General features: G+C 54.5%; 11 protein-coding genes. 8 read left to right on the top strand and 3 right to left on the bottom strand.

The genetic code is table 11. From position 1 onward, the window contains the following. Window positions 1-94: 94 nt before the first annotated feature. The gene (gene pbpG, locus ABVN44_RS03090) at window positions 95-1042 is read left to right on the top strand and encodes a D-alanyl-D-alanine endopeptidase (protein ID WP_000911555.1); all 948 of its coding nucleotides are present in this window, start codon (window positions 95-97) and stop codon (window positions 1040-1042) included. Window positions 1043-1099: 57 nt separating this feature from the next. Here pbpG and dld read toward each other — a convergent pair whose 3' ends face one another. Continuing rightward, on the bottom strand, window positions 1100-2830 hold the full coding sequence (gene dld, locus ABVN44_RS03085) for a D-lactate dehydrogenase (RefSeq protein WP_000095232.1): 1731 nt from the start codon (window positions 2828-2830) through the stop codon (window positions 1100-1102). A 266-nt stretch (window positions 2831-3096) separates the two neighbouring features. On the opposite strand from dld, the gene bglX reads away from it, so the two are divergent. From bglX to ABVN44_RS03060, 5 genes are all read left to right on the top strand, one after another. Then, window positions 3097-5394 carry a beta-glucosidase BglX gene (bglX, locus tag ABVN44_RS03080; RefSeq protein WP_023232025.1) on the top strand — a complete coding sequence of 766 codons (2298 nt, stop codon included), beginning with the start codon at window positions 3097-3099 and terminating at the stop codon, window positions 5392-5394. Window positions 5395-5574: 180 nt separating this feature from the next. After that, on the top strand, window positions 5575-6492 hold the full coding sequence (locus ABVN44_RS03075) for an ABC transporter substrate-binding protein (protein ID WP_023232024.1): 918 nt from the start codon (window positions 5575-5577) through the stop codon (window positions 6490-6492). A 3-nt stretch (window positions 6493-6495) separates the two neighbouring features. Beyond that, window positions 6496-7665 carry an ABC transporter permease gene (locus ABVN44_RS03070; RefSeq protein ID WP_048348882.1) on the top strand — a complete coding sequence of 390 codons (1170 nt, stop codon included), beginning with the start codon at window positions 6496-6498 and terminating at the stop codon, window positions 7663-7665. After that, the gene (locus tag ABVN44_RS03065; protein WP_000569166.1) at window positions 7658-8605 is read left to right on the top strand and encodes an ABC transporter ATP-binding protein; all 948 of its coding nucleotides are present in this window, start codon (window positions 7658-7660) and stop codon (window positions 8603-8605) included. The genes ABVN44_RS03070 and ABVN44_RS03065 overlap by 8 nt, the downstream gene beginning before the upstream one ends. Then, window positions 8589-9320, top strand: coding sequence for an ABC transporter permease (locus tag ABVN44_RS03060; protein WP_000824854.1), 732 nt, complete (start codon window positions 8589-8591; stop codon window positions 9318-9320). The genes ABVN44_RS03065 and ABVN44_RS03060 overlap by 17 nt, the downstream gene beginning before the upstream one ends. On the opposite strand, the gene ABVN44_RS03055 is transcribed toward ABVN44_RS03060, so the two are convergent. Together ABVN44_RS03055 and mlrA are read right to left on the bottom strand one after the other, a co-directional pair. After that, window positions 9301-9408 (bottom strand): protein YohO, encoded by a 108-nt coding sequence (locus ABVN44_RS03055; RefSeq protein ID WP_001261696.1) that lies wholly within the window; start codon window positions 9406-9408, stop codon window positions 9301-9303. The two genes, ABVN44_RS03060 and ABVN44_RS03055, sit on opposite strands and share 20 nt — an antisense overlap. A 59-nt stretch (window positions 9409-9467) precedes the next feature. After that, entirely contained in the window at window positions 9468-10199 is a 732-nt protein-coding gene (gene mlrA / locus ABVN44_RS03050; protein ID WP_001240418.1) for an HTH-type transcriptional regulator MlrA, read from the bottom strand. 222 nt (window positions 10200-10421) lie between these two features. Here mlrA and ABVN44_RS03045 point away from each other — a divergent pair, with 222 nt between their 5' ends. Together ABVN44_RS03045 and btsR are read left to right on the top strand one after the other, a co-directional pair. After that, window positions 10422-12107 (top strand): sensor histidine kinase, encoded by a 1686-nt coding sequence (locus ABVN44_RS03045; RefSeq protein WP_023232022.1) that lies wholly within the window; start codon window positions 10422-10424, stop codon window positions 12105-12107. Next, window positions 12104-12823 carry a two-component system response regulator BtsR gene (btsR, locus tag ABVN44_RS03040; protein ID WP_000598637.1) on the top strand — a complete coding sequence of 240 codons (720 nt, stop codon included), beginning with the start codon at window positions 12104-12106 and terminating at the stop codon, window positions 12821-12823. The genes ABVN44_RS03045 and btsR overlap by 4 nt, the downstream gene beginning before the upstream one ends. Window position 12824: the final 1 nt, after the last annotated feature.

The raw sequence follows: 12824 nt of genomic DNA, 5'->3' as shown, positions 1-12824 counted from the left end.
GCGTGCCGCTATGATGCCACTGCTAGCTTGAGTATAATCTTAGCTCAGGCGGTGTGCGTTACGACGCGCGTGAATCATTATCAGAAATCTCATCATGCTGAAATTCCGAGCTTCATTCCTGAGCCTTGCTCTGATGTTGGCCGTACCTTTTGCCCCGCAGGCCGTGGCGAAAACGGCAGCGACAACCGCGGCGTCTCAACCTGAGATTGCCTCCGGTAGCGCAATGATTGTTGATCTCAACACCAATAAAGTGATCTATTCGAACCACCCGGATCTGGTGCGTCCGATTGCCTCGATAACCAAATTAATGACGGCGATGGTCGTGCTCGACGCGCGATTGCCGCTGGATGAAATACTGAAGGTCGATATCAGCCAGACGCCGGAAATGAAAGGGGTTTACTCCCGCGTGCGCCTGAACAGCGAAATTAGCCGCAAAAATATGTTGCTGCTGGCGTTGATGTCATCCGAAAACCGTGCGGCGGCAAGCCTGGCGCACTATTATCCTGGCGGTTATAACGCATTTATTAAAGCGATGAATGCGAAGGCGAAAGCGCTGGGCATGACGCATACCCGCTTCGTTGAGCCGACGGGGCTGTCGATTCATAACGTCTCGACCGCGCGGGATTTAACAAAATTGCTGATTGCCACGAAGCAATACCCGCTGATTGGCCAGCTAAGCACCACGCGCGAAGACATGGCGACATTCTCGCATCCGGCGTATACGCTGCCGTTTCGCAATACCAACCATTTGGTCTACCGTGATAACTGGAATATCCAGTTAACGAAAACCGGATTTACCAATGCGGCGGGGCATTGCCTGGTGATGCGTACCGTGATCAATAACAAACCGGTCGCGCTGGTGGTCATGGACGCGTTCGGCAAATATACCCACTTTGCGGACGCCAGCCGCCTGCGTACATGGATTGAAACCGGTAAAGTCATGCCCGTTCCGGCTGCCGCGCTGAGCTATAAAAAGCAAAAAGCCGCGCAAATGGCGGCAGCCAGCGCCAGTGCCGGAGCGCAAACCGCACAGAACGATTAAGTCGCCGCAGGCCCGGCAGGCATCGCGCCGCCGGGCTTCACGGTAAACCGCACGGTGTTAATGCGTTTCGTCGGGCGTATTTTCCTGCCAGAATTTCCGCTTACTCGTTTTGCCGATACCGGGGTTCATACTGTTGGTCGGGTCATTTTGCCGATAAAAACGCGTCAGCGTTTCCGGCGCTTTATACAGATGTCCAACGTTGTGCTCCGCCGGGTATTGTGCCCCGCGCGCCTGCAACAGCTCCAGCATTTGCGCTTTCAGCGCATGGACGTCGACGCCTTTCTTCACGATATAGTCCTGATGAAAAACGTGGCACATAAAGTGACCGTAATAGAGTTTATGTACCAGTTGGCTGTCGATTTCCGGCGGCAGATGCTCGAACCAGTCGGTATCGTTGCGGCGCAGAGCGATATCCAGCGCCAGGATATCTTCCACTTCATCAGCGTGTACGGCCTGATAACGAATCGCCGCGCCAGCAGCGGCGAAGCGGTGCAGGAAGGCTTTGCTGCCTTCTTCCGGCGTACAGGTGAAGAAACCGCCCTCAGCGGATTTAAAAAATTCATTCAGCCAGCGTTGCGCTTCTGCGACGCCGTCTCCCGCCATTTTTAACAGCAGATGATGCTCATATTTATCGCGCCAGTTTTTCATTCGCGGCGGCAGATGGCTGGGAAACAGATGGCCGAATTTCTGCATCGCGCGGTCGGTGAAATGCGGACGGAAAAATTTTACTTTTTCCAGCATCGCATCGGTTCGGCCTTTTAGCGTGAAAAAGAATGGCATCTTGTCGGTGCCGAGTTTATCGATCATCAGAAAGGTATCTTTACCGTACTGCTCCGCAATATCGTAGATATCGCGATGCATATATTCTCCCGCCACTGGCAGATTGTCGAAGTTCGCCAGAATATGCCGACGGATTTCAGTCAGTACCGCGGGCTGATTGGTGCCGATATAAAAAACCTGCTGATTTTTTTCCGCTGCAAAGGTATCAAGGCGAACGGCAAAAACCGCCAGTTTTCCGGCGCAGCCGGAAGATTCAAACAAACGGTCCGGGTCGGCGTTATAGCGGGCGGGCGTATCGGCGTTGATATCTCGTACCCGCGTCACGTAGTCGTGATCGTGCGCATGACGACCATCGTGGCGCACATCCTCATCTTTAATCCGTTCGTCATCCAGCTTGCTCAGGATCTGCTCCGGGGTATGCCCAAGATCGATACCCAGATGATTGACCAGTTGCAGTTTGCCTTGGTCGTCAATACGGGCAAAGAGCGACATCTCGGTATAGGCCGGGCCGCGCTGCACCAGCGAGCCGCCGGAGTTATTACAGATACCGCCGATGACCGACGCGCCGATGCACGACGAACCAATCACCGAGTGCGGTTCACGGCCCAGCGGTTTAAGCGCTTTTTCCAGCGCATAGAGCGTCGTACCGGGCCAGGCCAGAACCTGTTGGCCGTTATCCAGTAAGTGCAGCTTATCCAGCCGCTGGGTGCTGATAATCACAATATCGCGATCGTAGTCGTTGCCGTTCGGCGTGGAGCCTTCCGTCAGACCGGTGTTGGCGGCCTGCATCAGAATAATTTTGTCAGCGTTAACGCAGGCGTTGAGCACACGCCACAGTTCCAGTAATGAACCCGGGAAAACAACGGCCAGCGCGTCGCCCTGACCGGAACGGAAACCCTTGCGATAGCGGGCGGTTTTGGCGGGGTCTGTCAGCAGGTGAGAATGGCCTACCAGGCGGGCCAGCTCATTCAGGAACGTTTTATTATCAGTCATTGTTATGGAAGACATTCTCCACTCCTTGTGGTGGGACAAAATATCAGCGTTAAGCATAGCGCTTTGTATGACAATACGCTTTCTCATTCAAATTGTCTCTGTGTTAGTGGTATTCATTTGCCGCCTTGATACCATTTGCTGGCGGTTGTGTATTCGACTGTGCGGAAAATTAGGAGAATAACCTTCGCTTTCTTCTCCTCTCGCGTTTAGGCTTATGGCAAACTGCGGTTTTTATTCTGTTTTTACCGCCTCGTCGGGATAAAGATAAAGAGAGACTCAACATGAAATGGTTATGTTCAGTAGGTGTTGCTGTGAGTCTGGCGATGCAGCCAGCATTGGCGGAAAACCTGTTTGGCAATCACCCGCTGACGCCCGAAGCGCGCGACGCGTTCGTCACGGATTTACTCAAGAAAATGACTGTCGATGAAAAAATTGGTCAGTTACGTCTGATTAGCGTCGGCCCTGATAACCCGAAAGAAGCGATTCGCGAGATGATCAAAGACGGGCAGGTAGGGGCGATTTTCAATACCGTCACCCGCCAGGATATCCGTCAAATGCAGGATCAGGTGATGGCGTTGAGCCGCCTGAAAATTCCTCTCTTTTTTGCCTATGACGTGGTACACGGCCAGCGAACCGTCTTCCCAATAAGCCTCGGTCTGGCTTCTTCTTTTAATCTGGATGCGGTAAGAACCGTAGGACGCGTATCGGCGTATGAAGCGGCGGACGACGGTCTGAATATGACCTGGGCGCCGATGGTGGATGTCTCCCGCGATCCGCGTTGGGGACGCGCCTCCGAAGGCTTTGGCGAAGATACATATTTAACCTCCATCATGGGCGAAACCATGGTGAAAGCGATGCAGGGCAAAAGTCCGGCGGATCGCTATTCGGTGATGACCAGCGTGAAACATTTTGCCGCCTATGGCGCCGTTGAAGGCGGTAAAGAATACAACACCGTGGATATGAGTTCCCAGCGTCTGTTTAATGACTATATGCCGCCTTACAAAGCGGGGCTGGATGCGGGGAGCGGCGCGGTGATGGTGGCGCTGAACTCGCTGAACGGCACGCCTGCGACGTCAGATTCCTGGCTATTGAAAGATGTCCTGCGCGATGAGTGGGGCTTTAAGGGAATTACCGTTTCCGACCACGGCGCTATTAAAGAACTGATTAAACACGGCACCGCGGCCGACCCGGAAGATGCGGTGCGCGTGGCGCTAAAGGCAGGGGTGGATATGAGCATGGCGGATGAGTATTACAGCAAATATCTGCCGGGTCTGATTAAGTCGGGCAAAGTGACGATGGCGGAACTGGACGACGCGACGCGCCATGTGCTCAACGTAAAATATGACATGGGATTGTTTAACGACCCCTATAGCCATCTGGGGCCGAAAGAGAGCGACCCGGTGGACACCAATGCCGAAAGCCGCCTGCATCGTAATGAGGCGCGGGAAGTGGCGCGGGAAAGTGTGGTACTGCTGAAAAACCGGCTGGAAACGCTGCCGCTGAAAAAATCGGGCACCATTGCCGTTGTTGGGCCACTGGCCGACAGTCAACGTGATGTCATGGGGAGCTGGTCTGCTGCTGGGGTCGCGAATCAGTCGGTGACGGTGCTGGCGGGTATTCAAAATGCCGTCGGCGACGGGGCGAAGATCCTCTATGCCAAAGGGGCGAATATCACTAACGATAAAGACATCGTCGATTTCTTAAACCTGTATGAAGAGGCGGTGAAAATCGATCCGCGCTCACCGCAGGCGATGATTGATGAGGCGGTGCAGGCGGCGAAACAGGCCGATGTAGTGGTCGCAGTGGTAGGCGAGTCGCAGGGGATGGCGCATGAAGCCTCCAGCCGTACCAATATCACCATTCCGCAGAGTCAGCGCGACTTAATCACCGCTCTGAAAGCCACTGGTAAGCCGCTGGTACTGGTATTAATGAACGGCAGACCGCTGGCGCTGGTAAAAGAAGATCAACAGGCCGATGCGATTCTGGAGACCTGGTTTGCCGGGACGGAAGGCGGCAACGCCATTGCCGATGTGCTGTTTGGCGATTACAACCCGTCAGGCAAACTGCCGATCTCCTTCCCGCGTTCGGTGGGACAAATTCCGGTCTATTACAGCCATCTCAATACGGGACGCCCGTATAATCCTGAAAAGCCAAACAAATACACCTCACGTTATTTTGACGAAGCGAATGGCCCGCTCTATCCGTTTGGTTACGGTCTGAGCTACACCACATTTACGGTGTCTGACGTCACGCTCTCCTCACCGACAATGCAACGCGACGGCAAAGTCACGGCCAGCGTAGAGGTCACGAACACCGGTAAACGCGAAGGGGCTACGGTCATCCAGATGTACTTACAGGATGTCACGGCGTCAATGAGCCGCCCGGTGAAGCAATTAAAAGGCTTTGAAAAAATCACCCTCAAGCCCGGCGAACGTAAAACCGTGAGTTTCCCGATTGATATCGAGGCGTTGAAGTTCTGGAATCAGCAGATGAAATATGACGCGGAACCCGGCAAGTTCAACGTCTTTATCGGCGTGGATTCCGCTCGCGTTAAACAAGGATCGTTCGAGCTACTGTAAGCCTGCCGTCAACAGGGCGCGATAGCAGCGCCCTGTCTGGCAATGACTTTTCCTGTCCCCCCTTTTATTGCCTGCCACGTCACTTAAACTGGCGGAAAATCCCAGGTTAAACGCAGACTTTTCAACTATGCTTTTTTCTCAAGTCTCTGAAAAAGGCCGTAAAAGGATGAGGAAAGCATCATGACGATCTCAAAGCTATGGGTAAGTTCGCTGGCGTTGCTGGCGACGGTGAGTTTACCTCTACAGGCGGCATCGCCCGTGACGGTCGGGTCAAAGATTGATACCGAAGGCGCGCTGCTCGGCAACATGATTTTGCAGGTACTGGAAAGCCACGGCGTTAAAACGGTCAATAAAATTCAGCTCGGGACGACGCCAGTCGTTCGTGGCGCGATTACCGCCGGAGAGCTGGATATCTATCCGGAATACACCGGTAACGGGGCGTTCTTTTTTAAAGATGAAAACGATCCGGCATGGAAAAATGCAAAGCAAGGCTTTGATAAAGTCAAAAAACTGGATGCGGAGCAGAATAAGCTGGTCTGGTTGACGCCTGCGCCGGCCAACAACACCTGGACCATCGCGGTACGCCAGGACATCGCGGAAAAAAATAAACTCTCCTCGCTTGCCGATCTCAGCCGTTATCTGAAAGAGGGCGGCACTTTTAAACTGGCGGCGTCTGCGGAATTTATCGAACGGGCGGATGCGCTGCCGGCATTTGAAAAAGCCTATGATTTTACCTTGAATCAGAACCAGCTCTTGTCGCTGGCGGGCGGCGATACGGCGGTCACGATCAAAGCCGCCGCGCAACAAACATCCGGCGTTAACGCCGCGATGGCGTATGGCACCGACGGCCCTGTCGCCGCGCTGGGTTTGCAAACCCTGAGCGACCCGAAAGGCGTCCAGCCTATCTATGCCCCCGCGCCGGTAGTGCGTGAATCGGTGTTACAGGCCTATCCGCAGATAGCCGACTGGCTGCAGCCCGTTTTCGCCAGCCTTGATGAGAAAACGCTGCAACAGTTGAACGCCAGAATCGCCGTAGAAGGGCTGGATGCGAAAAAAGTCGCCGCAGATTACCTCCGACAAAAAGGGTGGGTGAAGTAATCTGTGAGTGATGCTGCCAAAAAAATCACGGTTAATCGTGTGCTGTTGCTGTTGGTTGTTCTGACCCTGCTTGCTGTCGCGCTGCCTTTCATTAATTACGCCCCGAATCGTCTGGTGAGCGGCGAGGGGCGCCAGTTATGGGAGATCTGGCCGGCGACCATCTGGATGCTGACTGGCGCGGGATGCGCGCTGTTTACGTTGTGCTTTGTACCCGGTAAACGCGGTAGCGTACTGACGCTGATGATGGCGCAGACGCTTTTTATTGTCATGCTGTGGGGAGTCGGCAGGGCGGCGACCCAGTTGGCGCAGGAGGGCAGCCCGCTGGCGCGTACCAGTCTGGGAAGTGGATTGTGGCTGGGCCTCGGTCTGATGCTGCTGGCCTGTAGCGATGCGATCCGCCGTATTACCGTTGGGCCGCTGTGGCGCTGGTTGCTGCACGCGCAAATTGTCATTGTCCCGCTGGTGCTGCTGTTTTCAGGCACGTTCGACAACCTCTCGCTTCTGAAAGAGTATACTAATCGCCAGGATGTTTTCGATGCCGCGTTGGTGCAACATTTGATGTTACTGGCGGGCACGGTGCTGCCGGCGCTGGCGATCGGACTACCATTGGGCGTCTGGTGTTATTTTTCCGCCTCACGCCAGGGGCCGGTGTTTACCGTGCTGAATGTGATCCAGACTATCCCTTCCGTCGCGCTGTTTGGCCTGCTGATTGCGCCGTTGGCCGGACTGGTGAAACAGTTTCCGTGGCTTGCCGCATTCGGCGTCGCGGGAACCGGCATGACGCCTGCGTTGATAGCGCTGGTGCTCTATGCGTTATTGCCGCTGGTGCGCGGCGTGGTCGCCGGGCTCAATCAGGTGCCGCGCGATGTGCTGGAGAGCGCAAGAGCAATGGGAATGAGTAGCGGCCAGCGCTTCAGGCATGTGCAACTGCCGCTGGCGCTGCCGGTCTTTTTACGTAGCCTGCGGGTAGTCATGGTCCAGACAGTGGGAATGGCCGTCGTCGCCGCGCTGATTGGCGCGGGAGGTTTCGGCGCGCTGGTGTTTCAGGGGCTATTGAGCAGCGCCATTGATTTAGTCCTGTTGGGCGTCATTCCGGTGATTGCGCTGGCGGTAGTGATCGACGCGCTGTTTGATTTATGGATCGCGTTTTTGAAGGGAGCAACCGATGATTGAATTTAACCATGTCAGTAAAACCTTCGGCGATCAACAGGCTGTTAGCGACCTCAATTTGCACTTTAGCGAAGGCAGCTTTTCGGTGTTAATTGGCACCTCCGGCTCGGGAAAATCGACCACTCTGAAGATGATTAACCGGCTGGTAGAGCATGATAGCGGAACGATCCGTTTTGCCGGGGAAGAGATCCGCAGCCTGCCGGTGCTTGAACTGCGCCGTCGCATGGGCTATGCCATTCAGTCTATCGGTCTTTTTCCCCACTGGACGGTGGCGCAAAATATCGCCACCGTACCGCAACTACAAAAGTGGTCGCGTGCGCGGATTAACGATCGTATTGACGAACTGATGGCATTATTGGGTCTGGAAAGCGCGCTGCGCGATCGTTATCCGCATCAGCTTTCCGGCGGGCAACAGCAGCGGGTCGGCGTTGCGCGGGCGCTAGCTGCCGATCCGCAGGTATTGCTGATGGACGAGCCTTTCGGCGCGCTTGATCCGGTAACGCGCGGCGCATTGCAGCAGGAGATGACCCGCATTCATCAGCTGCTGGGGCGCACCATCGTACTGGTGACGCACGACATCGATGAGGCGCTACGCCTCGCCGACCATCTGGTGCTGATGGACGGGGGCCACGTTATCCAACAGGGATCGCCGCTTTCTATGCTGACCTCGCCGGAAAATGATTTCGTGCAGGCGTTTTTTGGCCGCAGCGAGCTGGGCGTAAGGCTGCTTTCGTTACGTAGCGTAGGCGATTATGTACGCCGGCATGAACAGCTCAGCGGCGACGCGCTGGTGGAAGAGATGACGCTACGCGATGCGCTATCGATGTTTGTCGCCCGTCGGTGCGACGTCCTGCCGGTGGCGAATCAGCAGGGCGAGCCCTGCGGTACGCTCCATTTCCGCGATCTGCTTTCGGAGACGTCCCCCCGTGAAACGACTGTGTGATCCGCTTCTCTGGCTTATTGTTCTGTTCTTGCTTCTGCTGTTTGGATTGCCTTATAGCCAGCCGTTCTTCGCCGCGCTGTTTCCCGATTTACCGCGCCCGGTCTACCAACAGGAGAGTTTTGCCGCCCTCGCGCTCGCCCATTTCTGGTTGGTGGGCATCTCAAGTTTGTTTGCCGTCGTGGTGGGCGTCGGCGCAGGGATTGCGGTCACGCGAGAAAGTGGGAAAGAGTTTCGTCCCCTGGTGGAGACTATCGCCGCCGTCGGGCAGACCTTTCCCCCGGTGGCGGTACTGGCGATCGCGGTACCCGTCATGGGTTTTGGTCAGCAACCGGCCATTATCGCCTTGATCCTGTATGGGGTGTTGCCCATCCTGCAGGCGACCCTGGCCGGGCTGGGCGCGGTGCCTGCCAGCGTGATGAGCGTTGCCAGCGGTATGGGAATGAGCCGTCGCCAACAGTTGTATCAGGTTGAGCTGCCGCTGGCCGCGCCGGTGATTCTGGCGGGCATCCGAACCTCGGTGATTATCAATATTGGTACGGCGACCATCGCTTCAACGGTGGGGGCCAGTACGTTAGGCACGCCGATCATTATCGGGCTTAGCGGCTTTAATACGGCCTATGTTATCCAGGGGGCGCTGCTGGTGGCGCTGGCGGCGATCATTATCGATCGCCTGTTTGAAAGGCTGACGCGCGCGCTTACCCGGCACGCAAAATAAAACTGTAACCTGCCAGCATCACGCCGCCGATACCGCCAATAGCCATCAGCAGGAAAAGGGCGATCACCCCGATTTTCGCTACGCGCATTATGTACTCCTTATGTTAATAAAAGGAGTATACATTAAAGCGAATTTGTTAGCTGCTGTTTAAACGCCAAGGGGATGAATGTCGCGTCCCTGGGCGCGCCAGGCCAAAAGTTGCTGCTGCTGCGCCAGCGTCTGGTTTTCTCCGCACCATACCAGTAACGTCTTGCCGTCAAACAGTTCCGGACGGAACTGGCTAAGCGAGTGCGCCAGCACGTCGATTCGCCATCCCTGTTGGCTGGCGACCCAACCTTCCAGCCACAGGCGGGTGGTATCATGGATATTCCAGCCGATCACCAACGCATCTTTTCCCTGTTTCTTACGCGCAGACGCCAGGCAGAGCGCAATATAGTTGATCAGGATGCCGTCAAGAATGCCGAGCAGCGCCTGAAGGGCAGGTTGTTGGCACTGTAATCGTCGCCGCAGCGGGACGAACAGGTTAGTGGTCAATGTTTGGGCTGGATAATCCTGACCGCGTTCTTTGACCCATAACCGTAAACTGTGCAGATTACTGCTTTGCAGATAGTGCAGCAGGATCTCCTGCTGTTCGCGCCAGCCGTTAGGTTGTTCGCTACTGTCGCTACTGAGCAGCACTTTGACTTTGCTGACCTGAACGCCGTTATCTATCCAGCGCTTGATTTCGCGGATTCTGTCGATATCGGCATCGTTAAACAGACGATGACCGCCATCCGTTCGCTGTGGTTTTAAAAGTCCATAACGTCTCTGCCACGCGCGCAACGTGACAGGATTGATATCACAAAGCAAAGCCACTTCACCAATTGTGTAAAGCGCCATCGTTTCACCCTTGCTCGCGAGGTCCCGGTTTAACTTTAGACGCTCTTTTAGGAACCAGGAAGTTTTGCCTGTTTTTTATGCATTAAAACGCGAAGTAGCGGGTTGCGGCGCGGCGTTTAAGTGATCGTATTCACGAATTCATATTTTTATGCAACAGTTCAAAGAAAGTTAATCGTACTCAATGTATGTTACGCGCTTTTAATTGAAGTGTGGTTTGCGGGTATGTACGAGTTTAATCTGGTGTTGCTGCTGCTTCAGCAGATGTGCGTGTTTCTGGTCATTGCGTGGCTAATGAGTAAAACGCGCCTGTTCATCCCGCTTATGCAGGTCACGGTTCGTCTGCCGCACAAGCTTCTGTGTTACGTCACGTTTTCTATCTTCTGCATTATGGGCACTTATTTTGGGCTACATATCGAAGATTCGATTGCCAATACCCGCGCGATTGGCGCGGTGATGGGCGGCCTACTCGGCGGGCCGGTCGTCGGCGGGCTGGTCGGCCTGACCGGTGGGTTACATCGGTATTCTATGGGCGGCATGACGGCGCTGAGCTGTATGATTTCCACCATCGTCGAAGGGCTGCTGGGCGGGTTGGTACACAGCGTTCTCATACGTCGCGGACGCCCGGACAAAGTGTTTAGCCCGCTGACGGCGGGAGCAATTACGTGTGTTGCCGAACTGGTGCAGATGCTGATTATTTTATTGATAGCCAGGCCGTTTGACGATGCCCTGCATCTGGTCAGTAATATTGCCGCGCCGATGATGGTGACGAATACCGTTGGCGCCGCGCTGTTCATGCGTATTTTGCTCGATAAGCGCGCCATGTTCGAAAAATATACTTCGGCATTTTCTGCTACCGCGCTGAAGGTCGCCGCGTCAACGGAGGGGATTCTGCGTCAGGGATTTAACGAAGTGAACAGTATGAAGGTGGCGCAGGTGTTATATCAGGAGCTGGATATCGGCGCCGTCGCCATCACCGATCGCGAAAAACTGTTGGCTTTTACTGGTATTGGCGACGATCACCATCTACCAGGCAAACCCATTTCATCAGGTTATACGCTGAAAGCAATTGAAACCGGAGAGGTGGTTTATGCCGATGGCAACGAAGTGCCGTACCGCTGTTCGCTCCACCCGCAGTGTAAACTCGGCTCGACGCTGGTGATCCCGCTGCGTGGCGAAAATCAGCGAGTCATGGGCACCATTAAATTGTACGAAGCGAAAAACCGACTGTTCAGCTCAATTAACCGTACTCTGGGGGAGGGTATTGCGCAGCTTTTATCCGCGCAGATCCTGGCCGGGCAGTATGAACGGCAGAAGGCGTTGCTGACGCAGTCAGAGATCAAGCTGTTGCACGCGCAGGTGAATCCGCATTTTCTGTTTAATGCACTCAATACCATTAAAGCGGTGATTCGCCGCGACAGCGAACAGGCCAGCCAACTGGTGCAGTACTTGTCGACCTTTTTTCGCAAAAATTTAAAACGCCCGTCGGAAATCGTCACGCTGGCGGATGAAATTGAACACGTGAACGCTTATCTGCAAATTGAAAAAGCGCGTTTTCAGTCGCGTCTGCAGGTACAGCTTGATGTTCCATCGACGCTTTCACGTCAGAAATTGCCTGCGTTTACGTTACAGCCGATTGTTGAGAACGCCATTAAACATGGCACGTCGCAACTGCTTGATACCGGCAACGTCGCTATTCGCGCCCGGCGCGAAGGGCAGTATTTGATGTTAGATATTGAAGATAATGCGGGACTGTATCAGCCTTCCGCCGGCAGTAGCGGGCTGGGGATGAGTCTGGTGGATAAACGTCTGCGCGAACACTTTGGCGATGATTATGGTATTAGCGTGGCCTGCGAGCCGGACTGTTTTACCCGAATTACATTACGACTTCCACTGGAGGAGGACGCATGATTAAAGTGCTGATTGTGGATGATGAGCCGTTAGCGCGGGAAAATCTGCGGATTTTGCTCCAGGGGCAGGATGACATTGAGATTGTGGGGGAGTGCGCGAACGCGGTAGAAGCGATTGGCGCGGTACATAAGCTGCGACCTGATGTGCTGTTTCTGGATATTCAGATGCCGCGTATCAGTGGACTGGAGATGGTAGGAATGCTTGATCCGGAACACCGCCCGTATATCGTTTTTTTAACCGCGTTTGACGAATACGCCATCAAAGCCTTTGAAGAACACGCTTTTGATTATCTGCTCAAGCCGATAGAGGAGAAACGGCTGGAAAAAACGTTACATCGTCTGCGTCAGGAGCGCAGTAAACAGGATGTTTCGTTGTTGCCGGAAAACCAGCAGGCGCTTAAATTCATTCCCTGTACCGGACACAGCCGGATCTATTTGTTGCAAATGGATGATGTCGCCTTTGTCAGTAGCCGTATGAGCGGCGTTTATGTGACCAGCAGTGAAGGGAAAGAGGGGTTTACCGAGCTGACGCTGCGCACGCTGGAAAGCCGGACGCCGCTACTGCGTTGTCATCGTCAGTTTCTGGTGAATATGGCCCATTTGCAGGAAATTCGGCTGGAGGATAATGGGCAGGCAGAGCTGATTTTACGCAACGGCCTGACGGTGCCGGTAAGCCGTCGCTATCTGAAAAGTTTAAAAGAGGCGATTGGCCTGTAAA

This window comes from Salmonella sp. SJTUF15570 (assembly GCF_043357055.1).
Lineage (GTDB): Bacteria > Pseudomonadota > Gammaproteobacteria > Enterobacterales > Enterobacteriaceae > Salmonella > Salmonella enterica.
This window is presented reverse-complemented; position numbering and strand designations above follow the sequence as displayed.